The following is a 25,357-nucleotide window of genomic DNA, read 5'->3' on the forward strand; positions in this document are numbered from 1 at the left end:
AATAAGGAGGTTCGGAGAAGCAATTTGATTGTAGAAAAAATCAAATAAATTTAATCTAGAGCTCCAGAGGGGCGATTTGACTGAGTTGTATTTCATATTTCGCCCGATGAAAGAGGAGGTATTTCCACGTATTTCAAAAAGTCTTGAATCTTGTTTCTAAAATCTACCATGAATCATCTCTATCCCATTTTTCTAAAAGTTCATGAACTCAACGTCCTATTGGTCGGTGGAGGATTTGTGGCTACCGAGAAACTGGAATTTCTCCTAAAATCAAGTCCAGAAGCACAAGTGACTGTAGTTTCCAAAATGTTTCGACCTGAATTCCTGGAATTGGCTGAAAAATCCGATACGGTCACGATAATCACCGATAGTTATCACGAAAAATATCTCGGAGGCAAGCACATCGTGATTGCGGCGACGGATGACAAAGCCGTCAACCGTCAGATTCGAAATGAGTCAAAAGAACGATTCTTGCTCGTCAATGTTGCTGATACTCCTGAACTCTGTGATTTTTATTTGGGAGGAATAGTGACCAAAGGAAATCTCAAGATCGCCATTAGCACCAACGGAAAATCGCCAACCACCGCAAAGCGGATTCGCCAACTTTTGGAGGAAGTCCTTCCGGATGAACTCGATGATTTGTTGGAAAATCTCCATACCTATCGCGCGACTTTAAAAGGAGACTTCGAGTACAAAGTCAAAGCAATGAATGATGTGACTGAGGCTTTGGTGAAAAGCAGAAGTTTAATTTCGGAGGAATAAAAGAAGTGAGCCTAGCAAATGCTTTTAATATTTAATCACCAAAAAACACGTTTTGGAATTTTACCTTCCTTCCTGCTGATCCACCCCCGTCATCTCCCAATGTCCCAAAGAAATCGGGATACTGCCGATGCTGTTCAATTGATCAAAGAAGTCTTTCAGTTTAAAGTCTACTCCTTTTTCTTCTTGAATCCGAGCAAAGTCAGCCATCGCATTTTCAAGTAAAAATTTCCCTGTAATGTAGCTACTCCCATAGCCTGGTTGACGCATATATAAGTGCTGCTCAAAAAGCAGCAACTCCTTTTCGGTCTTCATCCAGCCTCTTGGTGTGTAATTTGAGTGGATACCACCGGCTTCCACCATAGTCATTTCATTGGCTTGGGCATAGAGTGAGCCCAAACCTCTAGCCGCACGCTGTGCGATCATGATGTAAACAATTTCTCTGGATCTTGGGGAATCCTCATACAATCCTGCATCCATAAATATTTCTTCCACGGCTGTGGCTGTCCCTTCATTTCTGGAATCCCAGATATTATAAAGGAGCGGGGAACGACGGATCTCGCTGCTATGCGGCTCAAGATCCATTCGGGCGAGTTCAAACCAATGGTAGAAATGGGAGTACAAAGGCCTTGGATCGATGTGCATTCCAATGGTAAAGAAGTTTCGCTTTTCCTTGGGGATGAATGAGCCCATGTGCACGCGCAAAGCTGGCTCGAAATAGTCTTTCACCGTGACGATTTCTTGATCACGAAGGAAACTTATTAAGCTGTTGACACCATCTTCACTTAGCTTGGCAAAGTCCTCCGGCGTGTTCGCTTCTGGGAGTGGAGGTAAATTCCGATTTCGGTGCTCCTCCAATTTCAGCGAAGCCCAGGCTCTAGCCAATTCCCGTTTTAAAATCATAACCTCATCTTCCCAGGTCAGCGGCACCAAGTGTACATTTTGGAGATACCAGGTGTAATTTTCTTTTCCTATTCCTGATTCACCGGTTTTAGAAGGAGCCTCTTTTTCAAGCCATGCTACCAGTTTATCGGTGGAGCTTTTTGCCTCAGTGATTAATTTGACTAATTCAGCATCTTCCCCGACTCCTGGCAAAGTCAACATATTTTCCAAATCTGCAATTTGTGTTGCGATGCTAGGAATTCCTGCTGCCCAGAGCTCTTTCGAATTTCCAGTCAGGTTACTTTCGGCTTGCTCATTTAAGGCAGGAATTCCAGCTAATTCTTTTGCGAATTTCTCACGACTTGCCGACTGCAGCGGGAAATCATATTGCCAAAGTTCCAAAATCCCATGGTGTGTGGGTCCTTCATGGGCTGGGACATCGCTTCGTTCTGTCCAGATTGATTTGTAAAATGCTGGATCTCTTTCCCATGGCTTGAGGATTCGATGATTGAAGTCAAAGCCATTCATCTCGGCCCATACGATTCGAAAATCTACTTGCTCAGAAATACTCCAGCCGGTAGTGTCCATAGCAAGAAGTTTCGATTGAAGTTTTTGAAACTCGGGTAATCGCTGTTCAAAAGTTGCCTTCCGATAATCCGGTGCACCGTCTAATTGAGGAGGTACTTCGAAGGTTCTCCATTCCTTAAAAAGTGAAACAAGATCTGAATAGCTGGCTGGGGTTTTTTCGATTTTGAGGTTCTGATTTTGAGGCTTTTGACAGGAAAAAGAAATCACTAAAATCAAAGAAAAAGCAAGAAGATTAAGAACGCGGGTCATAGGCAAAGGGGGAAGGGTTTTGACTTATTAAGGTAATGGATCGACTCTTAGGATTCAAATTGATTTTTTTCCACTAAATACCGGGTAAATTTTTAGAAATATTTTTTTTTCTGATGATTTTCAGGGTTCTGCCATCAGAATATTATTCTGTTTCAAGAAAATTTCATATAAAATTAGTTTTGGATAAAAATCAATTATAAGAGTTTAAAATCCAATTATTCGAACTTGAATTGCACTTGATATTAATTCTATGGTTTAAACAAGTGCTTTTTGAAACCTAAACTGAGAATATTATAAAATTCAGGATTTTAAAAGACAAATAATTTTATTTTTCTCATTGTGAAAAATTTGAAATTTTATTCAACAAAAAGTATAAATTTCAAAAATAAATTAACCAACAACCTTATGAAAAACTTCAAACATCTAATGGTTTTCCCTGCGCTGCTGGGATTGGCTGTTTCCTGTGCTGAGATCAGCGAAAATGAGCCTGTGTTATCAGAAAAGACAACTTCTGTACTTCAGCAGAGATTTGTGCCCGGTCAGTTATTAATTAAGATGAAGACAGAGACTACAAAGTCAAGAATTTCAGACGATATCTTAGCTGCTGTAGAAGGCACAATCGTTGAGGAAATTAAAACTGGCGCAATGGAACTTGCTAATGCCAGAAAAGGTGGGAAATCAGGTGATTTGATTTTAGTAGATTCCAAATTGGGAACGATGGAAGCTATCGAAAAACTGAAATCTATGCCTGAAGTGGAATACGCGGAGCCAAATTGGATCTATGAGCACTTTGCTACTTCCAATGATCCGTATTTCACAAACAACTCTCTTTGGGGAATGTCTGCAGGAGGAAACCAGTTTGGTAGCCGGGCTGCATCTGCTTGGGCTGCAAATAAGTTAGGTAGCTCTTCTGTATATATAGGAATTATTGATGAAGGCTATATGTATGATCATGAAGACCTTGCTGCAAATGCTGGTGTCAATCCAGGCGAAATAGCTGGAAACGGGGTTGACGATGATGGAAATGGTCTAGTAGATGATGTTTATGGTTGGGACTTTGATGGCAATAACAATTCCTTATTTGATGGAACTGGAGATGATCACGGTACTCACGTTGCTGGTACAATCGGCGGCGTGGGAGGAAATGGAAAAGGAGTTGCCGGAGTAGCTTGGAATGTCAAACTTATGGGAGCTAAATTCTTAGGAAGCCGTGGAGGAACTACCTCGAATGCAATTAAGGCGGTTGATTACTTCACAGATCTTAAGCAAAGTCAAGGATTGAACATTGTAGCCACAAATAATTCTTGGGGAGGAGGAGGATATTCTCAGGCCTTGAAAGATGCTATCGATCGAGCCGATGCTGCGGGCATTCTATTTATAGCTGCTGCTGGAAATTCTGGTACAGACAATGACGCATCTGCAAGCTATCCTTCAAATTATGATAGTCCTAATGTGATAGCGGTAGCATCAATCACAAGTAGTGGAGGATTATCGAGCTTCTCTCAGTATGGAGCTACTACAGTAGATATTGGAGCTCCAGGGTCTGGAATTTGGTCTACTGTACCTGCTTCTTCAGGAAAAGGGAAAAGAGCTACTATTACTTCGGGTTATGCAAGTTATAATGGAACCTCCATGGCAACTCCTCACGTCAGTGGAGCTGCAGCTCTTTATGCTTCTATCTACCCAAATGCTTCTGCGGCTCAGATTAAAGCAGCGATCTTGGGATCAGCCACTCCTACGCCTTCTTTGGCAGGTAAAACTGTGACTGGTGGTAGATTAAACGTTTCAGGTTTTTAATTAAATCAAAAATAATCAGCCAAAAAGAGTCTCCTAGTGAGACTCTTTTTTTGCTTTTAATTAAAATGATGCGAATCTTGGAATTATGAGGTTCTTGAGCATTTCATTTTGCGTCGTTCTCCTTTGAAATGATTCCATCTGACTTTACAAAATCGAGACAAATCATATCTAATTTTTTATTTCCCCTAGTTCCCGTATTTTTGGGCTTTCTTAAAAAATCGCATTCCTAATTTCTAGTTATGGCATATTTATTCACTTCAGAGTCAGTTTCTGAAGGGCATCCTGATAAAATCGCAGATCAAATCTCTGACGCACTGATTGACAACTTTTTAGCTTTTGATCCGAACTCCAAAGTAGCTTGTGAAACATTAGTTACCACAGGTCAGGTTTTCCTAGCTGGTGAGGTGAAGTCTGATATTTATCTTGATGTGCAAAAAATAGCTCGGGATGTAATCAATCGGATTGGTTACACTAAAAGTGAATACATGTTTGAGGGAAATTCTTGTGGGATTCTTTCTGCAATCCACGAGCAATCGGCCGATATCAATCAAGGTGTAGATCGGGTAAATCCTGAGGAGCAGGGTGCAGGAGATCAGGGGATGATGTTTGGCTACGCTACCAACGAGACTGAGAATTACATGCCTTTGGCGCTTGATCTATCTCATTTGATTTTGAGGGAGTTGGCAGCAATGCGAAGAGAAAACAAAGAAATCACTTATCTCAGACCTGATTCAAAAGCGCAGGTAACCATCGAATATAACGATGACAATGTGCCGCAACGAATTGAGGCAATTGTAATTTCTACCCAGCATGATGATTTTGATGAGGAAGCAAAAATGCTTGCTAAAATCAAATCCGATATTATTTCCATCTTGATTCCAAGAGTAAAAGCACAATTGAAGCCTGAGCTTCAGAAGCTTTTCACAAACGATATTAATTACCACATCAATCCAACCGGAAAATTTGTGATTGGTGGACCTCACGGAGATACAGGCTTGACCGGACGGAAAATTATCGTAGATACTTATGGTGGTAAAGGGGCACATGGTGGAGGAGCTTTCTCAGGAAAAGATCCCTCAAAAGTAGATCGATCTGCCGCATACGCCACACGTCATATTGCTAAAAATATGGTGGCTGCAGGTATTGCAGATGAAATGCTGGTTCAGGTTTCTTACGCGATTGGCGTGGCTGCGCCAATGGGTATTTATGTAAATACTTATGGTACCGCTAAAGTGGACCTTCATGATGGTGAAATTGCCAAGAAGATTGAAGAACTATTCGATATGCGTCCCTATGCGATCGAGCAGCGGCTCAAACTGCGGAATCCGATTTATGAGGAAACTGCCGCCTATGGTCATATGGGAAGACAGAATGAAGTAGTTAAGAAAACGTTTTACTCCCCTTACCGAGATGAGATAGTCTTGGACGTGGAACTTTTCACCTGGGAAAAACTAGACTATGTCGATCGAATCAAATCGGCATTTGGAATCTAAAAACTGAGCCTCTCGAATTTCGAGGGGCTTTTTTGATAGAATTAGCTTTTTTTCATCACCCTTTTTCAACACTTTGTTTATAGTTTTAGGTTGTTTAACTTAATTCAACTATTTATTCAATAAAATAACTGTAGTTAATTTTGATTTCTATTTTTTTTTTTTTTTGATTTACAGCGACGTCATTACTAGTTCATCGGTGAATTTTTCTAAACTTTAAACTTTAATTATTATGAAAAAGAATTTAAATCTTTCAATCGTTATGCTAAGCTTTTTTTGTTTAAGCTTGTTTTCATTCACTAGATCATATGCCCAAGAACTGGAAGAAGTCGCTGATGTGGTTATAGAAGTTGGGAAGGCAATTGATAGTAGTTGCGATGCAAAGCGCCCAGAAGGAGGCTTTACGGCATGCAAAGGAGGGGAGTGTGCTCCCGCAAAATGTATTTCGTTCAGATCTAGATGTGATAATGGAGAATGTTCGTAATCGAATTATCTAAATTGAATTTATTTAAAGGGAGTCTGATTTTTCAGACTCCTACTTTCGTTTTGATTTGCATGCTTTCTTTTGCCTGTTCGGAACCTTCTGTAACAAATCAGAAATTGCTTGAAACTTCAGATTTTAGCCTTGAAATAGACACTGTGTTATTGGAACCAGTTCAATCATCTCAAATAGGTTCCTTCTACTTAAAAGATAATGCCATTTTTTATGTGGATAAGGCATATGGGCTTGTTGAGGAGTTTACAGTTGAGGGCGAATCAAATGGAATTAGAAAACGGGAACTAGATGGTCCTGAGGAATTGCAAGGGGTATCGGAGCTTATTCCTACAAAGGATGGCTTTATCATCCGACATGATTGGTCGTTTTATCAATATGACTCCAACTGGGAGTTTATTGGAAAATCAATATTTCAATCAGCTTCAACAGTGAGTTATCAGGAGATGATGGACAATCCCAAAGGAGAATACATGGAGATGTACGAATTGCTGCACTATAATCCAAAAACTGTGGAATTACCTGATGGTTTTTTGGCCATAAAATTAGATGTAGAGCACCCAATTTTTAATGCTTTTATATCCCGTGAGTACTATCGAGAGAGTCGGGTTTTGGGTAGGGTCAATCCATTTTCCGGAATGATGGTAGAGATGCTTGGTAATCGGCCTGATACCTATGAGCGATATAAGTTTATCCCTTTTCATGTGATGCTGGACTTTCATTGGACCAAGGACAACTCAATCTATGTGACATATGAGGCGGATTCTATGATTTATGTATATGACCAGTCTTGGAAATTGAAAGAGACTTTTGGAGCGGCAGGGATAGCTATGAAAACTGATTATGTAGAATCCCAGGATTTGGATGTTGCATTTGAAAGTAAGTACTTCTATCACTCCAGAAAAAACGAGGGGTTTTATAAGGATATTTTTGTAGATGAGGAGAATGAATTGGTTTTCCGAACCTACCGTCAGGGGAGTGATCGGCAAGATCTCTTAGATGAGACATACAATCCGCTTCGAATGCAAATTTTCCGTGAAGGAAAACTCCTTGGGGATTTTAGCGTGCCTGGTAGATTTCGGATTTTGGGAAAAGTGGGTGATCGCTATGTAGCTGATGGATATTTTGATGAGCAAAATGAAAAGCAGGGTTTCTATCTTTTAAATTTAAATTAGGATTTGAAAAAGATACTATTTGTCCTATCTGTTTTGCTTTTCCCATTATTAGGATATTCGCAAGGCTTGGTAAGCGGAAAGGTAATCCGAGCAGATAATTCTGAGCCAGTACCCTTTGTGAATATTATTATCACAGAACTTGGGAAAGGAACAGTGAGTACGATGGATGGTGATTTCAACTTTCGACTCCCTGCAAATGCAGAACCTGAAATGGAAATCATTTTTTCCCATATAGGCTTTGAATCGACCAGGATGAAAGTAGCTGATTTGGGAAGTTCAACACTAGAAGTAGAGATGATACCAAGCGAATATGATCTAGACCAGGCGATTGTTTTGGATTTTTCTCCTGAAGTAATTTTAGAACGGGTAAAAGATAATTTAATCAACACCCAATATGGTAAACCTCATGAAATGGAGGTGTTTTATAGGGAGCTAATTTGGGGCAATGACACCATCCAAGGCCTTTCTCGGGCTAGAGGCTATCTACATTCGGAGGGTTATCAAGAGAAACACTCTTCCAAGGCCAACGTTAGTGGAAATCATTATAATATGCTATCCTTTGACCAAATTCAGAAATCCAACTATGGGATTCTGACAGATATGACAGGAGGAGGCAGAGGCGCTTTAGGTGATTTTATTTTTGAAGAATTAATTTTCAGGATGTGGGACTTCAAAGTGAGCTGGTTTGATTACGAGCTTCTGGGAGGAAAAAAGATCGGGGAAAGAGATGTTTTTGTGTTGGCGATAAAAGCAAAGAACTCTGGAATTAAACGGAAATCAAAAAAATGGGGGTTTTCATCTTATGGATTTTTAGAAGATGCTGTTTTTTACATCGATCAGGAAGACTACGGAGTGCATATGATGGAATTGAGCCAGCAGTATGATGGAGATCGAGAAAAAAGCAAATATAGAAGACAAGTATATGCCAGAGAAAAGCGAGAGGGGGTGGTTAAATACCAGCGAAATGCGGATGGGGACTATCTCTTCACTTTTGCCAATTATGTAAACCACTACACAGATTTCGGTTATGATACCGAGGAGAAACCCAAGATTTGGAAGGTGAAAGAATATGCTGAGTTATATGCCACAGACTACGATTTTGTCAACTTGGACAAGGAGCAACTCCGTCAGAAGTACAAAATGGGTATAGGAGGTGAATCGCCTAATAGAGCCTTACAGCCTCATCCTGATTTGTATAATGGATGGATTTTCATCGCTGGAGAGGCGAGGTATAATCCTAGTTTTTGGAATGCCTATGATTTTCCTTCTTTTCCAGATGAGAAAATGCTGGAAATGCAGCTTTCTTCAAAACGACCACTTGAAACTCAATTTTCTGAATTTAAAAACAATCAGTTTTATCTTTTCTCCATACTTAGAAGAAGGCATAGATTAAGAGAAAATTATTGGGATAGAACAGGACTATATAATTCGTATGCATCCTACTAAAAGTAAACCTAAGAAAATAAAATTCGTAATTTGACTTAATTAATCCGGTCTTATGAGGATACTTATTTTAACCCTGTTTTTTCTTGGTTTTAGCAATGTTTTAATAGCACAGGGAACAGTCACATTCCAAGAGAATTTTTTTAATAATAATCGTTTTAAAATTGATGGGATTGAATCCAAACCTAATGATGTTGCCCGAGTGATGGCAAATTTTGAATCCAGCCAGAAAGATTTTCTAGAAGGTCATAAACAGATGAGAATAGGGAGTGGGTTGAGGATTTTGGGAATTGGAGTTTTGGTGGGAGCTTTGGTCAACTATGGGCTATCGGATTTTACTCAAGATGATACCAGAACCTATTTTCTCATTTCCTTATCTGGGATGGGCGTCGGAACTGTTGGCAGTGCTATCAGGAGCAAAGGAAAAAGTCGGGTCGAAACTGCTGTTTCTGAATACAATTATTTGAAAGATAGAGGCAATTACAAGGAAGTGAGTTTTCAAGCTGCTCCAGGGAAAGTAGGTTTAGTTTTTAACTTTTAGATCATGAAAAAAATAATGCTCCTCATTTTATTCAGTTCCATGTGCTGGTCTCTAATGGCTCAGGAAACACCCTTCTTGAAACTGAATATCCATAAAAATTTCCTCAACCAGAAAATCGATTTTTTGGAGGGCCCTAAGGTATTATCCAAAGTGGAAATACAAACACTTATGTCTCAAGCCACTCCTGAAACGGCAGATCTCTACAGAAAGTCGGTCTCAAAACAGCAGATCGCTAATATACTTTCCATCGGTGCTTTTGCATCGGTGATTGGTACAACTGTTTACATTGTGGCACCACAGCAGCAGTCCTCACAAATGAGCAATCTTGCTTGGCCCTTATTGATTTCCAGTTTGGCCTTTGAAATCAGCTCAGGAATTTTCAATCGCAGTGCACGAAATATAGCTCGAGAGGCAGTGGACTCCTATAATTTTGGCAGAACAGATAAGCCCGTTTATTTTGAAGAAAACCGGATCGATCAGCCGATTTTCAGCCATGTGATTCGGTTTTAAAATCAGAAAGCTAAAGTGAGAAGGCCGAAACCACTTTTTCAGACTTCTCACCTCTTATTTCTAATTTGTCAAAACATTTCCTCGATCAGCTCGGTATAAAACTCTTTCACGTCTTTGCCAGTCGCTTTGACTTGCTGAGAAATCAAACTGGTTTCTGTCTGTCCTGGAACGGTATTGATCTCTATGAAATAGAATTTTCCTGTATCTTTTTGGAGAAAATAATCTACTCGAACAGCGCCTTTGCAGTTGAGTTTCTCATAGACTTGGGTGACAATCCTACCAACCCGAGCGACCTCTTCTTCAGTCATTCTACCTGGAGTGATTTCTTCCGTAATTCCTGCTACGTATTTTGCTTCATAGTCAAAAAATTCTTTGCTGCTGACGATCTCAGTGGCTGGGAGGACGGTGATTTCTCCTTTTCCCCGAAATATCCCAATGGAAAATTCTCTACCCGAGACGAATTCCTCCACAAGAACTTGCTTGTCTTCTGAAAAAGCTTTTTCCAATGCTTCAGGTAATTCTTCCCAGGTTTTTACCTTACTCATCCCGATGGAGCTACCCCCATTATTCGGTTTGATGAAAAGTGGTAAGGTCAATTCTGACTCGATTCGGGTTAAATTTTTGGCAGTATTTTCAAAAAGTTGGATAGACTTGGCAATGTGAAGTTCTGGGATATCATCCACTATAGCTTTGGTGTAGCCCTTATTCATGGTAATGGCCGAAGTGAGTTGATCGCAGGTTGTATAAGGCAAGCCGATCATATCGAAATATCCCGCCAACTTTCCATCCTCTCCGGGAGATCCATGAAGTATGTTGAATATCCCATCAAACTTGAGCTTCTTTCCGTCAATAGTCAGGCTGAAGTCATTGAGGTCTACCATTATTTTCTCGCCTTTCTCCGTGATATGATGCCAGTCGCCAGGATAAATCAGGATCTTGGTCACCTCGTATTTTTCTCGATCGATAGTACGCTCGACAACGGCTGCGCTTTTTAGCGAGATCACGGATTCTCCGGTGTAGCCACCGGTCACAAGGGCGATTTTCTTCTTCATATTAGCGTGAATGGGTATGCGAATTAGCCGATTTTTTATGGAAAGGGGAAAGAAAATCCTAAGAATTCATAAGATTTTCGCCATCTATCCAGACTGAGTTTCAAAGACCTTGGTCCTTCCTTATATTCGCAATTCCTAGATTGATAATCACCCAAATTTTAGAACCATGATCAAAAGTTTGAAATCAGCGTTTTTGGCGCTTTTCTTTTTGTCCTTTTCAAGTGCGGTCCTTTTCGCACAAGAGCTTAAAAAAGTAACGATGGAAGAAGTGTTTAAGAAAAACACGTTTTTCCAACAGACTGTCCGAGGCATCAATTGGATGAAGGACGGACAATATTATTCCTCCCAAATCAATCAGATGGGCTACCCGATCGTGGTAAAGATGAATGTGACGACTGGTGAACAAGCTGGAATTTTGTTGGATGGAAAAGCCCTTGGATTGAATTTTTCGGATTACTCTTTCAATGCTGATGAATCCAAAGCCTTGGTTGCTACAGATGTGGAGTCGATTTATAGACGTTCTTCCAAAGGGGTGTATTATGTAGTGGATCTCGCAACTGGAGTTAAGCAGCAGTTGATGAATGGCGAGAAAATCTCTTATGCGACGCTTTCTCCAGACAATGATAAAGTTGCTTTTGTAAAGGATAATAACCTCTTCCTAGTGGAACTCGCAGGAAATAAATTAACCCAAATCACCAAAGACGGGGAATGGAATAAGATCATTAATGGTGCGGCAGACTGGGTTTATGAAGAAGAATTTTCGATGGCCCAGGCTTTCAAATGGTCGCCTGACGGCAAAAAAATAGCCTTTATCCGATTTGATGAGACGGAAGTTCCTGAGTTTAATATGCAGCTCTGGGGACCACTTTATCCACAGGATTACAAATTTAAGTATCCGAAGGCTGGAGAAAAGAATTCAGAAGTAAGCATTCATGTTTATGATTTGGCTACTTCCAAAACACAAAAAATTGATTCAGGATCTGAATCGGATATTTATTTGCCAAGAATCTACTGGACAAAGGATGCGAATCAATTGGCTTTTATTCGTCTGAACCGTCTGCAGAATCAGATGGATTTGTTCCATGCCAATGCAACAAGCGGAGCGAGCAAACTGATTATTTCAGAAATTTCCAAAACTTACGTTGATCTGGATTACAATGATGATCTTCAGTATTTGGCTGATGGTAAAAGCTTTATTAGAACTTCGGAACAGGATGGTTTCAAGCATATCTACCATCACAATTTAGATGGAAGTCTGATTCGGCAGATTACGACAGGAAACTGGGAAGTGACTTCAATGGTCGGCATAGATGAAAAAGGAAAGAAAATCTATTTCATCTCGACGGAAGTTTCTCCACTGGAGCGAAATTTTTATGTGATTGGGTTGGATGGAAAAGGCAAAAAATCACTGACTCCGGCCAAAGGAACCCATACTATTAATATGAGTTCGGATCATCGGTTTTATATCGACTACTATTCCACGACTGCAAAACCAGTGACTGTGACGCTGAATGAAGCCTCCGGAAAAGAGATTAAGGTTTTGGAAGACAATGCTTCCCTGAATACGACATTAGCTGCTTTTGCTTTAGGCGAAAAGGAGTTTTTTACTTTCCCGACTGTTGATGGAACTACCCTGAATGGTTATTTGATCAAGCCAAAGGACTTTGATCCGAATAAAAAGTATCCGGTTTTGATGTATGTCTATGGAGGGCCTGGTTCTCAAAACGTGATGAACTCATGGGGCGGTACGCGTGACCTTTGGCATCAGGCTTTGGTAGCTGAGGGTATCATCGTCGCTTGTATTGACAATCGTGGGACTGGTGCAAGAGGTCGAGATTTCAAGCATTCCACCTATGCAAACTTGGGAGCGTTGGAGACAGTGGATCAGATTGAGGGAGGAAAATATTTAGCCAAATTACCTTTTATCGATCCTACACGAGTGGGAATCTGGGGTTGGTCCTATGGTGGCTACATGTCTTCCTTGGCACTGATGAAAGGAAATGATGTTTTCAAAACAGCGATTGCAGTGGCGCCGGTGACTACATGGCGTTATTATGACACGATATATACCGAGCGTTATTTACAGACTCCGCAGCAGAATCCAGCCGGCTATGATGACAATAGTCCGATCATGCATGTGAATAAGTTGAAAGGGAATTTCCTGCTGATTCATGGCACGGGTGATGATAATGTGCATTTCCAAAACTCAGTGGATCTGGTTAACGCTTTGATTACTGCAGATAAGCAATTTGAGACTTTCTACTATCCCAACCGAAATCATGGAATATATGGTGGAAATACGACTTGGCATCTCTACACGATGATGACAGATTTCCTAAAGCGGAAGCTTTAAAAAAATGGGGCTAGTATTTAAACTAGCCCCATTTTTTAATTCAACTTGATTTGATCTAGGTAGAATTTCATGCGCGTATGATCCCGCGGCAGAAAATCAATCTTATCGATCTTATCCAGCTTGTGATTATAGAATACTTCTACGTATTCATTTTCCAAGAGGTAAAGATTGACCTTGTGGCGGTAGTAACGAATACCCACGACAAAAGTACCTTCGGTATAGAGGGTGCTTATTTTTTCGTGAAATGGGAGATCGGTAAATTCTTCTTTACTCATAAATCATTAAGGGGTGCTCTAAAATAACGAAATCTCGAGTTTTTTGAATAGGAATAGTTGAAAACTTGGCTCTAGAGACTTATACTTGAAGACTCATTAACCTATATGTACCGACAAAGATTCCTCTTCTCCTCTTTTCTATTAGTTGCAATAGTCATTTTTAATTTTTCCTGTGCCTCCAAAAAGAAAGTCGCTTCGGAGCCATTTAAGCAAGTGATTACTACTGCTAGGAGCTACACAGGTACGCCTTACCGGTATGGAGGAACTACCAGGGCAGGAATAGATTGTTCAGCATTGGTTTACCATTCTTTTTATTCTGTGGGGATTACCATGCCGCGGACTTCGACGGATCAAAGTCAACAGGGGAAAAGTATCAAGAAAAATGAAATCGAGCCTGGAGACGTTCTGTTTTTTGCCACAGGAAGGAAAAAGAAACAAGTTACTCACTCTGGGATTGTCACCGAGACTTCTAAAAATGATATCCGGTTTATTCACTCTTCCACTTCGCTGGGAGTTTCTGAAGATTACCTCAGCAATCCTTATTGGAGCAAAGCTTTTTTGTTTGCAAGAAGAGTGTTGGACTGATTTCGAGTTGATTTTTGGACTACTCGGAGCCACTTAATCCTAAATTGGAGGAATGATCGGATTATTTTCCAAATATCCTTTGGTATTAGGCTTTTCTGCTTAATTTTGCGGTCGAATTAAAAAAGCACATCCTTTTTACATTTCAAAATCAAATGGCAAATATTGGAAAGATAACTCAAGTAATCGGGCCCGTAGTGGACGTTTCCTTCGAAGGCGGTAAACTGCCTAACATCCTTGACGCAGTAGAAGTAACCAAAGAAAACGGTCAAGTGGTCGTGATGGAGGTTCAGCAGCACTTGGGTGAAGACAGAGTACGTACAATCGCAATGGACTCTTCTGAGGGAATGGTTCGTGGTATGGAAGTAAGAGATTTAGGTCAACCTATCTCTGTTCCTACAGGTGATGCGATTAAAGGTCGTCTTTTCAATGTAGTAGGTGAAGCGATTGACGGTCTTCCTCAGGTTCCTGCAGGTAAGCGTCTTCCTATTCACAGATCTGCTCCTAGATTTGAGGATCTTTCTACTTCTACGGAAGTACTTTTTACAGGGATCAAAGTAATTGACTTGATCGAACCTTATGCAAAAGGTGGTAAAATTGGATTGTTTGGTGGTGCCGGTGTAGGTAAAACCGTATTGATTCAGGAATTGATCAACAACATTGCAAAGGCTTACGCAGGTCTATCTGTATTTGCCGGTGTAGGTGAAAGAACCCGAGAGGGAAATGACTTGCTTCGAGAAATGATCGAGTCAGGCATCGTGACTTACGGTGAAGATTTTGTTCATAGCTTGGAGACAGAAGGTGGATGGGATCTTTCAAAAGTGGATTTGAAAAAATTAGAAGATTCAAAAGCAACCTTCGTGTTTGGTCAGATGAACGAGCCTCCTGGGGCACGTGCAAGAGTAGCCTTGACAGGTTTGACTTTGGCAGAATATTATAGAGATGGTGATGGTGAAGAAGCTGGAAAAGATATCCTTTTCTTCATTGACAACATCTTCCGATTTACTCAGGCAGGTTCTGAGGTATCCGCACTTTTGGGTCGTATGCCTTCAGCAGTAGGTTACCAGCCGACTTTGGCTACTGAAATGGGTACCATGCAAGAGCGAATCACCTCAACTAAAAACGGATCAATTACTTCCGTGCAGGCGGTTTACGTACCTGCGGATGACTTGACTGACCCGGCTCCAGCGACGACTTTCGCTCACTTGGATGCAACTACCGTATTATCCAGAAAGATTGCCGAGCTAGGAATTTACCCTGCGGTGGATCCTTTGGATTCCACTTCCAGAATTCTTTCTCCAGATATCTTGGGAGAGGAGCATTATGGTTGTGCGCAGCGTGTGAAAGAGATCCTTCAGCGATACAAAGAATTACAGGATATCATTGCGATCTTGGGTATGGAGGAGCTTTCTGAAGAAGATAAGCAAGTTGTACACAGAGCAAGAAGAGTTCAGCGTTTCTTATCTCAGCCATTCCACGTAGCAGAGCAGTTTACTGGCTTGAAGGGAGTCTTGGTTGATATTAAGGATACGATCAAAGGTTTCAACATGATCATGGATGGCGAATTGGATCACCTTCCAGAGGCAGCGTTCAACTTGGTAGGTAGCATCGAAGATGCAATCGCTAAGGGTGAGAAAATGTTGGCTGAAGTTAAATAAATAGAAATAAAGCGGTGACTGGGAAACCCCAGTCACTTGTTTATATATAAATCCCAATCAGATGCATTTAGAAATCGTCACACCGGATAAGAAAGTTTTTCAAGGTGAAGTAACTGAAGCGAGTTTCCCGGGTGCAGGTGGAGCGTTTCAGGTACTGACTAATCACGCGCCTTTGGTATCTGCACTGGCAAAAGGTGCGGTTTCATTTACCACAGCTGAAGGCAAGCAGTCCATGATTGTCGATGGTGGGGTAGTGGAAGTAAAAGATAATGTGATTGTATTATTGGCGGAGAAAGTAGTCGGCTGATCTTAGAAAAATAAATTCAAAAAAAGTCCAACTCGGGAGAGTTGGACTTTTTTGGTTTTATGGATTAAGTTTTTACAAAATTTGGAACTTTTGGTAAGTTGAAGGCTCCTTATTTATCAATTGGACGCAGGACCGCCCGCTTGATATATTTTTCATTTCTATTCATCAGGGAAGCTTCTATAAAGTAAAGAGTATCATTTTGTACACCTGCCAGAATTCCCAAATTCAGAATATTCTCAGGATTCCGACTTTCTGACCAAGTTTCACTCTGAAAATTATATTTCATAACATGGGAAGTTAACAGCCATTGTTCAAGATTTTTGTTGTCCTTCATAAACGATTGAATGTACAGATATTTATTATCAGTTTTAATATCTCCAAAATAATGTGCAGCCGGATTATTTTTCATTGCTCCCATATTATTTGAAACCTCTTCAGGCAATAATGGGAGATCAAAATTGAAATACCTACTTTCTGGAAAAGCAATTTTGTTCGATCCGGACTCATTGCCTAGGCTGTCAATAATCAAAATTTCCCGTTCGCTTGGGAATGATATCAATAGTTGATTTTGAGCTTTAATAAATCCAGAATTATAGACCTTTGAAGGCTCTAGGAAACCATTCAATTTTGAAAGGGATTCTGGATAGGGGAGAAATCTAAACTTGAACTTTCCTTCGCTATCAAATACTCCTAGGAACTGATCGGAGTTTTTATAAAAGTCTTTCGAACTTTTAAAAGTTGTCGATGCCAGCTCTACGATAAATTCACTACCATTAAAAAAGAAAGTCTCTGTTTCAGGCATTATTCGAAAGCCTTCGGGTACTTCTAGGGAAACTTTATTTACATATTTATCTTCCTGATTTGCGTTTTGACTTAAATCAAATTGATAAACTGACTTAGTTATTCCATCTAAAATAAACACTAACGGATATTGAGAAAAATCAACCCCTGAAATCATAAAACTGGTTTCAAGAATAGCTTTATTCAAAATACTATTTTTCTCATTGCCAGAATTTTTATCAAATATCCAAATCCCTCTAATTTGATTACTTGAGACACCTAATAAGGAGTCATTTAAAACGGCAGCATTTGAAGGTCTTTTGAAAAATCCACTTGATTCTGAAATTTGAACCGAATCTATGAAAACTAGTTCCTCGAGTTTGGGAAAATTGTCAATCTGATCGTCATCAGATTGACATGAAATTAAAAGAGATAAACTAAGGATAAAGGATAAAACGCGCTTTATATAAATTTTCATTATGGGCAAGTTTGATCTGTTTCTGGATAAGGTAGGTTAGGGTTTGAGTTTGGGCAAACAAAAACTACGCAACCACTTGGACAGAAGTAATTATGGCAATTCCATTCATCTTTACCTAAATATTCACATCCTACTGTAGACTGAGCATTTGCAGTCGGTGCGAGAACAATATTGAACAAAGTCATACCTAGTATGCCAATAGTCATAAATATTATTTTTTTCATCTAGTAGTTAGGTTATTCACAGGTTTCACCTACTTCAGGAGGTCCTGCTGGATTAGTTGGATTAGGACAAACTATCAGTGTACAGCCGTTAGGGCATAAATAACTATGACATCCCGTATAGTCTGACCTTAGATATTCACAATTCCCTGCTGCTTTTGTTGGCTGCACTACTGAAATACTACCCAAGACCATACCCAGTACGGCGAAGGTTAAAATCATCATTTTTTTCATAAAATTGATTTTTAAAAGTTGATTAATTTATTGAATGTCATGACGATTTGAAACTATAAAATTGGATTGAAAACTGCAATACAAATGAGTTGAATTTAGTTAGTAATTATTTAAAAGGCATTTTTTTTTAAAGTGGTTAAAATTTAGTTAGAGATGCATTTAGAAATCGTCGCACCAGTCAAAAAAGTATTCCAAATTGAAGTTTAAAAAAAAGTGTTTCTGGATGATCCAATAAATCATTAGGAATAACTTTTAGAATAAGTCTTGATTAGAAATAAAATTCACTACTTTTGCATCACGAAAGGGGGTGTACACTATGATCATTGTAAACGTAAAAGAGAACGAATCAATCGAAAAAGCGCTAAAGCGTTTTAAGAAGAAGTTTGACAAAACTGGAGCTGTCAGAGAATTGAGAGCAAGACAAGCATTTACAAAACCTTCTATCGTAAGAAGAGCGCAGGTCATCAAGGCGGCTTATAAGCAAAAACTTCAGACTGAAGAAGCTAAGTAATCCAAGTTGATCAAAACTATAACGAACGCAGCATTCATCTAGAGTGCTGCGTTTTTTTATGCGATTTGGTGAGTCAAATCACTTTTCCAGTCAGGATATTCTTTTAACTTGTATTTCAAATTTTGGCAATGATTGATTCCTTTATCAACTATCTAACGTACGAGAAAAAAGCAAGTGCACATACAGTGACAGCCTACCGCCATGATTTGGAGCAGTTTCAGGAGTTTGTCACCATTTCTTTTGAAAAACAATCGATCGAAGATGTCGGTCATTCTGAAATCAGAGCTTGGGTGATAGATCTGGTAGATGAAGGAAGAAGCAGTACTACAGTAAATCGGAAAATCGCTACCCTAAGATCTTTTTATAAATTTTTACTCCGATCTAGACTGATTAAAAAGGATCCTACCTATAAGTTAAAATCTCTTAAAAACCCCAAAAAACTTCCTGAATTTGTACAAGAGTCGGCCATTGAATCCGTTTTAGAAGAAGCTGTTTACGAAGCAACTTTTGAAGGACAGCGAGACAAAATGATTATGGAATTTTTGTACCAAACAGGAGTCAGGCTTTCGGAATTGATCGGATTGAAATGGTCGGATCTCAATCTCATCGAGGGATCTGTCCGAGTGCTGGGAAAGCGTAAAAAGGAACGAATAATCCCTATCACTTCAGCCCTTAAACGAAATATATTATCGTATCAAAAAGTATTTGAGGAAAGGTTTTTAAAAGCAAACCAAAGTGACTATTTTATTGTCAGTAATCAAGGAAAGCAAAGTTACCCTATGCTGGTTTATCGTACAGTAAAACAATATTTAGACCTTTTTGCGCAGACTTCCAGCCGAAGTCCTCATATCTTAAGGCATACTTTTGCTACCCATTTATTAAATAAAGGAGCTGACCTCAACGCAGTCAAGGATTTACTTGGTCATGCGAATTTGGCGGCGACCCAAGTTTATACCCACAATTCACTCGAAAAACTTAAGGCTGTGTTCGAACAGGCACACCCTAAAGCATAAATAAATTATTGTTCAACACCTAAATGCAAATCAATATGAAACTGCAGATGCACTCCATTCATTTCGACGCAGATCGAAAACTGATCGATTTTATCCAGAAAAAAGCTGATAAACTGGACACCTTTTATGATCAAATTATTGACGGAGAAGTTTTTATGAGAATTGATAAAAATGAAAATAACGCAAATAAAATCGTAGAGATCAAGATGAATGTTCCAGGAAAGCAATTCTTTGCAAAGAATCAGGCTGACTCATTTGAGGCAGCGACTGACGAAGCTGTAGAGGGACTGAGAAGACAAATCAAAAAGTATAAAGAAAAATTAGTCTTGGCAAGACAGTAAAAATTATTCAATTAATTTTGAGCACTCCTTAAACCCTAAAGGAGTGCTTTTTTTTGCTCCATGAGAATCCGCAAATCATACACCCTTTATTTTTGGATCATTTCCCTTGCATTGGCTGTTGCAAAGCTGATTTTTACCCTCCGACCTGAGATTGACCTTTTTACCGAAGAAGCTCAATATTGGCTTTGGTCACAAAATATGGCCTGGCATTACTACTCCAAGCCTCCCATGGTGGCTGTTCTGAACTATCTGAGTACCGGACTTCTGGGAAATACAGAGATTGGAGTAAGAATCAATGCCATTGTGTTTGGAGTTGGGATTTCTTGGATCACTTTTTTACTAGGTAAGCGAATGTACTCCCCGAAAGTTGGGTTTTGGTCAGCTATGATTCTGCAATCAATGCCTATGTGGTGGCTTGCATCGACTTTTCATATGACTGACACCTCATTGACTTTTTTCTGGATTTTGACAGTGTACGCGATCTATCGGGGATTGGAAGAAGGTAAAGTTTCCTGGTGGATTCTTGCGGGATTCACTACAGCTCTTGGACTCATGAGCAAATTGATTATGATCCTCGCCTTTCCCTTTCTGATTTTTTATATGATCTATTCAGGATCATGGAAAAAGCATAGAAATCATTTTCTGATCTTTCTACTGCTAAGTCTTATTGGTTTTATCCCCATGTTGATCTGGAACTGGCAAAATGATTTTTACACCTTCAGGCACCTTGCAGCTCTTGGTGGAGCAGGAGGGGAATCTACCCCTTTCGATTTTGGGAAATCAGCTCAGCAAGTATTGGAATACCTGGGAGGACAGGTTGCAATGATTTCCATTTTTCTTTTACCACTTTTTGGTGGATTTGTTTTAAGGTCAAAATTTTATCGGGATCAGAAATCTGTTTTTCTGCTCTTGGCCCCTGTCTTGTCCTGGATAGGTTTTGCCTTCCTTAGTTTTTTTACTTCGATAGAAGTCAATTGGCCTGTATTCGCTTATAGTAGTTTAGCAATCGCTTCAGCTGTATGGCTTGTGGAGCAAAAAGGGAAATGGCTTATTTATAGGAATTGGGCAATTGGACTAAGTATTGGGATTCCGTTGCTTTTTATTCTGCCAGACTTTACGTTTTTGAAAAGTATTGCTCCTATAAAAAAAGCAGAAAAATCTGTTTTCCGGCGCAATTCCGGATATCATCCTTTGGCAGATCGGGTTCAGTTTTTACAGGATAGCCTAGGATCTAAAGATGCTTTTGTGTTTTCGGAGACCTATCATATGGCCTCGGAGTTGGCTTTTTATCTGCCGGGAAACCCACAAACCTTTATGGTAAATATGGGCTCCCGAACAAACCAATTTGATCTTTGGCCAGGCTTGGAGCAATTTGAGGGGAAAGAGAAGAAGGGGATTTTTGTCAGTTGGAATTACGATTCCCCGGGAGATTTTGTGGAGTTTGATCAGTTGATTTATGAGGAGAAATTCAAAATTGAATTTCGAGGGTTACCCAATCGGGTAGCGACGATTCAAGTATGGAAAAACCTGGAAAAGTATAAACCCTTCATTCCTGACTCCTTTTGACAGGAAATTTTACATGTATATCCGCAATTGCACCAGTAAAAGGTAAAAAGCGACTTAAATTTTGGTAAACACTAGCATTACTGGTACTTCGGTCATCGGTCATCGGTCTTCCAGCCTGATAAGCAAAGAAAAAGAGGACTCTGGCATCATTGTGGATTATCAGAAAATTTTATTTTACTTCCAGCAGATAATACTTTTTCCCATGATTCTGCATCAAGGAATCAAATTCAGGTTTTCCCAGAGAAAGCAGTAAGTCTGGAATATGCCGAGAACTCCAATTGGTAGCTACCACTCGCTTGTTAAAGTTGGAATGATCAATTGAATCAAGGTACTTATCCTCTAAAATCAATCGATCATAGTCATTGATTACTTCCCTGAAAGTGAATCGGGGAAGATCTACGAAATCATATGATGTCCCCAAGCCAATTCGGATTTTGCTACTTGTGTGCAGGTTGCCAATAAAACCTATTTTCCCATCTGGAGAAAGTCGATTTTCTGCAGCAAAGATCTTGACTTGTTGTCCCTGATCAGGAAGTGAAATTCGATAAGTTGCTGTAGAAATGAAAAAGAACAGAAGTAGAAGACTGTAAGAAATTGCTTTTGGAAGCTTTTCGCCAATAACAAAAAGACGAATCAGGTAACCAAAAATTATGATACCAGCGAGGAATTGAACCCAGATGAAGAGTTCAAAATCCATCTTGAAGTTAATCCATACGCTGAAAAGAAGGACAATAAAATTCAGCCCGAGTAAAATCCCCAAGGCTAATTTTAATTCTTGTTTCTTGATTTCAAATTTCGCTTCGACCAAGAACCAAGCGATCCAAACTGCAATCACAGGAGCCACTGGAAGCAAGTATCGCTCGTAAAATTTACTGGTCAAAGCACCCATTCCAAGAATGGCTAAAGTCCAAAAAAGTGCAAAAATGAAAAAAGTGGGATTTTGATTCCAGAGTTTTTGAACCGTTTCCTTGCTTTTTTTCCATCCAAAAAAGACCCAAGGGACAAACATGACATTCAATAGGAGTAAAGCGAGAAGTCCATTTTGAAAAATTAGAAGGGCTCGCGAGGTCACACGAGTTCCCACTTGATCATACAGAAAGCTGTCAAGAAAGGTTGGACCATGAATTTTCCACATTGCGGCAAACCAGAAGAGCCCAATCATGGTGCTTAGTACGATGGCTGGGAAATAAAAGAGAGTTTTCCAATGAATCTGTTTCCAAGGATTAATTAGAAGCACGAACATCCCTAAGCCACCCAAAGCAGCGGCAGGAAGACCTTTCACTTCAAAGGCCAATGCCAAACTGATATAGAGGATCCAGAGGTACTTTTTGGGAGTGTAGTTACCGTAGCGAATCAATCCTGCAAACCCAATCGCACTGGCGGTCATGGTCAATACGAGTAATACATCGGGAATAGAACGTGTCGCTGAAAATATCAAGACAGGATTTGCAGCCATGATTAAGGAAGAAATTCCAGCTATTTTCCGATCGTCAAAAAGCGTTTTTGAAAGTAAATAAGTTAAGCCCACAGTTGCAGCACCTGCGAGAAGAAAGAAAAAACGGGAGGCAAGTGCATTTACCCCAAAAATCTTGAAGCCTGCGAGGACAGTCCAGTAGGTCAGGATCGGTTTCTTGAAGCGCAATTCCCCAGAACCCAAATACGTGGTCAGGTAGTCTCCGTTTTGAAGCATTTTTACTGCGGCGTCAGTGTAATACATTTCGTCTGGATAGTGCATGTGAAAGCTCAATGCAAAAGGTCCAATCAAGACTGTAAAAACAGCCATGACTACCCAGGGATTGATTTCGGAGACTTTTAGAGACATGCCGCAAAGATAAGGTGAAAGGGGTAAGAGTCCCCAAATTATATTCTGCTTAATGGTAAGTTCAAAGCTAGTTTTGCCGTAGGAAGTAAAAAACTGTATTTTTGACCAAATTTTAGTCCATGAGCAAGCCCTTATTGTCCGTTGTCATCACCGTTTTCAACGAAGAGGAAAATATCAAACCACTCCTAGATCAAACTTATGCTGCATTAGAAGCAATTGACTACGAAGTAATTTTAATTGAAGATGGTTCCACAGACGGAACAGTTCGCGAGGTAAAGAAATATGCTAATGAGCGGACCAAGCTCATTATTTTCAACAGGAACTATGGACAGACTACTGCACTGGCTGCGGGAATTGACATGGCGACAGGAACCTATATCGCTACAATGGACGGGGATCTACAAAATGATCCAACAGACCTTCCTATGATGCTGAATAAAGCAATCGATGAGGATTGGGATGTGGTGGCAGGCCGTAGAGCTAATCGAAAAGATGGTTTTGTATTGCGAAAAATCCCTAGCAAGATCGCAAACTGGGTGATTCGAAATACTACTAAAGTGTACTTGAAAGATTACGGCTGTACGCTTCGGGTCTACAAAGCTGAGATCGCGCAGGGAATGGGACTTTATGGGGAATTGCATCGATTCATTCCTGTCCTAGCTAAGCAGCAAGGAGCCCGAATGACTGAGGTAGATGTGAAGCATCATCCTAGAATCCATGGCGAATCGAAGTATGGTCTAAGCCGGACCTTCAAAGTAATGGCTGACTTGATCTTAATGCTCTTTTTTCAAAAGTACTTCCAGCGACCGATTCACTTATTCGGTGGAATCGGCTTGATGGCATTTTTGATTGGTATTCTGATCAATTTTTACTTGTTAATCTTGAAAATCCTAGGAGAGGATATCTGGGGCCGACCGATTATGATTCTCGGTTTTATATTAGTCCTAGGGGGTATTCAATTTATCACTACGGGTATCATTGCGGAGATTATTGTCAGAACATATTTCGAATCTCAGAATAAGAAGACTTATACTGTGAAGTCGGTTTTTCAGGGAAGTACGGAAAGTCAGCATGCAGAAATTGGAAGTTTAAAATCAGAAGTTTGAAAGGAGCTGCCTTAAATTTTGAAGAGATATAAAAAGCAATTCCAAACTGTTCTGAAGCTTCTGCTGACTGCTTTGGCGCTTTATTTGGTTTTCAGAAAAATCGATACCAATCAATTACTCGAAATCACCAAAACCATCCAATGGCTGTGGTTGATTCCTGCATTGTTTCTTTTTATGCTGAGTAAAGTAGCTACGGCTATCCGACTCAATCAATACTTCAAAAATATCGGGCTCCAGCTTTCTGAAAAACTTAATTTCAGGCTTTATCTGATCGGGATGTTTTACAACCTGTTTCTTCCAGGCGGAATCGGAGGAGATGGCTACAAAATCTATCTGCTAAATAAGTACTTCAAAACTCCCGTCAAAAAATTGCTTCAAGCGGCTTTGTTAGATCGTTTGGGAGGTTTGGTGGCGATTGTATTTTTACTTTTTGGATTTTTCCTACTTGTGGAGATTGAGGTTGATTTCTTGGAAACTTCAGGCTGGAATGGATTGATGGTTGCGGGATTAATTCTGACTCTTCCAGCTTTCTGGCTTCTTCAAAAGCTCATTTTCAAAGATTTTCCCCCCTCTTTTTGGTCGGCAAATGCCTGGTCTATGGCAGGTCAAATCGCTCAATTAATTTGTGCATGGTTTATTTTATGGAGTCTGGGGATTACAGAAAATATCCTGTCTTACCAATTAGTCTTTTTGCTTTCCTCGATTGTAGCCGTGTTACCATTGACCATTGGAGGAGTGGGAGCTCGGGAGTTGGTTTTTATCTACGCACATACTTATGTGGGGATTTCAGAAACTGCCGCAGTAGCTTTTAGTCTGATTTTTTTCCTGATTTCAGCAGTAGTTTCTTTGCTGGGAGTTTTTGTGAAGGTTAAGTTGGGAGAAGAAAATCAATAGTGATTGACTTCCAGTTGTTTTACAGCCTTTTAAGGCTGATTCAGCGCTTCCTATTCTATCAATTGGCACAGTTAATCTGAGCTTATCCCAAAGGATTTAACAGTGCTTTAGATGATATCAAGGCTACGCATAGGTCTCTTGGTATATAGGAGAGGAGTCTTATCTTCTCTCAGAAAGGTTTTATGATATAGGCATAAATGGGATATTGGAAAAAAATGTAATAGGCTTTTGGAGTTT

General features: G+C 39.9%; 24 protein-coding genes. 18 read left to right on the forward strand and 6 right to left on the reverse strand.

Going from position 1 to position 25,357, the window contains the following annotated elements:
* The first annotated feature begins 168 nt into the window (after positions 1–168).
* Positions 169–762 carry a precorrin-2 dehydrogenase/sirohydrochlorin ferrochelatase family protein gene (locus BVC88_RS07865; RefSeq protein WP_075350113.1) on the forward strand — a complete coding sequence of 198 codons (594 nt, stop codon included), beginning with the start codon at positions 169–171 and terminating at the stop codon, positions 760–762.
* A 60-nt stretch (positions 763–822) separates the two neighbouring features.
* On the opposite strand, the gene BVC88_RS07870 is transcribed toward BVC88_RS07865, so the two are convergent.
* Positions 823–2,478 carry a DUF885 domain-containing protein gene (locus tag BVC88_RS07870; protein ID WP_075350114.1) on the reverse strand — a complete coding sequence of 552 codons (1,656 nt, stop codon included), beginning with the start codon at positions 2,476–2,478 and terminating at the stop codon, positions 823–825.
* Between the two features lie 405 nt (positions 2,479–2,883).
* Between BVC88_RS07870 and BVC88_RS07875 the strand changes: the two genes are divergently transcribed.
* From BVC88_RS07875 to BVC88_RS07905, 7 genes are all read left to right on the forward strand, one after another.
* Complete coding sequence (locus tag BVC88_RS07875; RefSeq protein ID WP_075350184.1) at positions 2,884–4,275, forward strand: S8 family peptidase; 1,392 nt, start codon at positions 2,884–2,886, stop codon at positions 4,273–4,275.
* A gap of 239 nt (positions 4,276–4,514) precedes the next feature.
* Complete coding sequence (gene metK, locus BVC88_RS07880; protein ID WP_075350115.1) at positions 4,515–5,768, forward strand: methionine adenosyltransferase; 1,254 nt, start codon at positions 4,515–4,517, stop codon at positions 5,766–5,768.
* A 259-nt stretch (positions 5,769–6,027) separates the two neighbouring features.
* On the forward strand, positions 6,028–6,249 hold the full coding sequence (locus tag BVC88_RS07885) for a hypothetical protein (protein WP_175574391.1): 222 nt from the start codon (positions 6,028–6,030) through the stop codon (positions 6,247–6,249).
* A gap of 14 nt (positions 6,250–6,263) precedes the next feature.
* The gene (locus tag BVC88_RS07890) at positions 6,264–7,433 is read left to right on the forward strand and encodes a hypothetical protein (protein ID WP_139316541.1); all 1,170 of its coding nucleotides are present in this window, start codon (positions 6,264–6,266) and stop codon (positions 7,431–7,433) included.
* Positions 7,434–7,436: 3 nt separating this feature from the next.
* Positions 7,437–8,879, forward strand: coding sequence for a carboxypeptidase-like regulatory domain-containing protein (locus BVC88_RS07895; RefSeq protein WP_083639043.1), 1,443 nt, complete (start codon positions 7,437–7,439; stop codon positions 8,877–8,879).
* Positions 8,880–8,931: 52 nt separating this feature from the next.
* Positions 8,932–9,417 carry a hypothetical protein gene (locus BVC88_RS07900; RefSeq protein ID WP_075350118.1) on the forward strand — a complete coding sequence of 162 codons (486 nt, stop codon included), beginning with the start codon at positions 8,932–8,934 and terminating at the stop codon, positions 9,415–9,417.
* Between the two features lie 3 nt (positions 9,418–9,420).
* Positions 9,421–9,927, forward strand: coding sequence for a hypothetical protein (locus BVC88_RS07905; RefSeq protein WP_139316542.1), 507 nt, complete (start codon positions 9,421–9,423; stop codon positions 9,925–9,927).
* 68 nt (positions 9,928–9,995) lie between these two features.
* Here the strand turns inward: BVC88_RS07905 and BVC88_RS07910 are convergent, their stop codons facing one another.
* Positions 9,996–10,979: a D-alanine--D-alanine ligase gene (locus BVC88_RS07910; protein ID WP_075350120.1), complete on the reverse strand. Its 984-nt coding sequence runs from the start codon at positions 10,977–10,979 to the stop codon at positions 9,996–9,998.
* Between the two features lie 166 nt (positions 10,980–11,145).
* Here BVC88_RS07910 and BVC88_RS07915 point away from each other — a divergent pair, with 166 nt between their 5' ends.
* On the forward strand, positions 11,146–13,332 hold the full coding sequence (locus BVC88_RS07915) for a S9 family peptidase (RefSeq protein ID WP_075350121.1): 2,187 nt from the start codon (positions 11,146–11,148) through the stop codon (positions 13,330–13,332).
* Positions 13,333–13,367: 35 nt separating this feature from the next.
* Here the strand turns inward: BVC88_RS07915 and BVC88_RS07920 are convergent, their stop codons facing one another.
* Complete coding sequence (locus BVC88_RS07920) at positions 13,368–13,607, reverse strand: hypothetical protein (protein WP_075350122.1); 240 nt, start codon at positions 13,605–13,607, stop codon at positions 13,368–13,370.
* 105 nt (positions 13,608–13,712) lie between these two features.
* On the opposite strand from BVC88_RS07920, the gene BVC88_RS07925 reads away from it, so the two are divergent.
* The 3 genes from BVC88_RS07925 to atpC all read left to right on the forward strand — a co-directional run bounded on the left by BVC88_RS07925 (position 13,713) and on the right by atpC (position 16,154).
* On the forward strand, positions 13,713–14,192 hold the full coding sequence (locus BVC88_RS07925) for a C40 family peptidase (protein ID WP_075350123.1): 480 nt from the start codon (positions 13,713–13,715) through the stop codon (positions 14,190–14,192).
* Between the two features lie 152 nt (positions 14,193–14,344).
* The gene (atpD, locus tag BVC88_RS07930; RefSeq protein WP_075350124.1) at positions 14,345–15,847 is read left to right on the forward strand and encodes a F0F1 ATP synthase subunit beta; all 1,503 of its coding nucleotides are present in this window, start codon (positions 14,345–14,347) and stop codon (positions 15,845–15,847) included.
* A gap of 61 nt (positions 15,848–15,908) precedes the next feature.
* Positions 15,909–16,154, forward strand: a complete 246-nt coding sequence (atpC, locus tag BVC88_RS07935; protein WP_075350125.1) for an ATP synthase F1 subunit epsilon — start codon at positions 15,909–15,911, stop codon at positions 16,152–16,154.
* Between the two features lie 109 nt (positions 16,155–16,263).
* On the opposite strand, the gene BVC88_RS07940 is transcribed toward atpC, so the two are convergent.
* Together BVC88_RS07940 and BVC88_RS21150 are read right to left on the reverse strand one after the other, a co-directional pair.
* Entirely contained in the window at positions 16,264–17,412 is a 1,149-nt protein-coding gene (locus BVC88_RS07940) for a hypothetical protein (protein ID WP_075350126.1), read from the reverse strand.
* Entirely contained in the window at positions 17,412–17,618 is a 207-nt protein-coding gene (locus tag BVC88_RS21150; protein ID WP_139316543.1) for a hypothetical protein, read from the reverse strand. Before BVC88_RS21150 ends, BVC88_RS07940 begins: the two co-directional genes overlap by 1 nt.
* A gap of 565 nt (positions 17,619–18,183) precedes the next feature.
* Here BVC88_RS21150 and rpsU point away from each other — a divergent pair.
* The 4 genes from rpsU (at position 18,184) to BVC88_RS07960 (ending at position 21,298) form a co-directional block, all read left to right on the forward strand.
* A complete protein-coding gene (gene rpsU / locus BVC88_RS07945; RefSeq protein ID WP_075350127.1) occupies positions 18,184–18,378 on the forward strand; it encodes a 30S ribosomal protein S21 in 195 nt (64 codons plus the stop codon).
* Positions 18,379–18,506: 128 nt separating this feature from the next.
* Positions 18,507–19,391, forward strand: a complete 885-nt coding sequence (locus tag BVC88_RS07950; RefSeq protein ID WP_075350128.1) for a tyrosine-type recombinase/integrase — start codon at positions 18,507–18,509, stop codon at positions 19,389–19,391.
* Between the two features lie 35 nt (positions 19,392–19,426).
* A complete protein-coding gene (gene hpf / locus BVC88_RS07955; RefSeq protein WP_075350186.1) occupies positions 19,427–19,732 on the forward strand; it encodes a ribosome hibernation-promoting factor, HPF/YfiA family in 306 nt (101 codons plus the stop codon).
* A gap of 60 nt (positions 19,733–19,792) precedes the next feature.
* Positions 19,793–21,298: an ArnT family glycosyltransferase gene (locus tag BVC88_RS07960; RefSeq protein ID WP_075350129.1), complete on the forward strand. Its 1,506-nt coding sequence runs from the start codon at positions 19,793–19,795 to the stop codon at positions 21,296–21,298.
* A gap of 169 nt (positions 21,299–21,467) precedes the next feature.
* Here the strand turns inward: BVC88_RS07960 and BVC88_RS07965 are convergent, their stop codons facing one another.
* Positions 21,468–23,120, reverse strand: a complete 1,653-nt coding sequence (locus BVC88_RS07965; protein ID WP_075350130.1) for an ArnT family glycosyltransferase — start codon at positions 23,118–23,120, stop codon at positions 21,468–21,470.
* Positions 23,121–23,239: 119 nt separating this feature from the next.
* Between BVC88_RS07965 and BVC88_RS07970 the strand changes: the two genes are divergently transcribed.
* Entirely contained in the window at positions 23,240–24,226 is a 987-nt protein-coding gene (locus BVC88_RS07970) for a glycosyltransferase (protein WP_075350131.1), read from the forward strand.
* Between the two features lie 18 nt (positions 24,227–24,244).
* Complete coding sequence (locus tag BVC88_RS07975) at positions 24,245–25,120, forward strand: lysylphosphatidylglycerol synthase transmembrane domain-containing protein (protein WP_075350132.1); 876 nt, start codon at positions 24,245–24,247, stop codon at positions 25,118–25,120.
* Positions 25,121–25,357 lie beyond the last annotated feature (237 nt).

Origin of the sequence: Algoriphagus marinus (assembly GCF_001936475.1) — a bacterium.
GTDB lineage: Bacteria > Bacteroidota > Bacteroidia > Cytophagales > Cyclobacteriaceae > Algoriphagus > Algoriphagus marinus.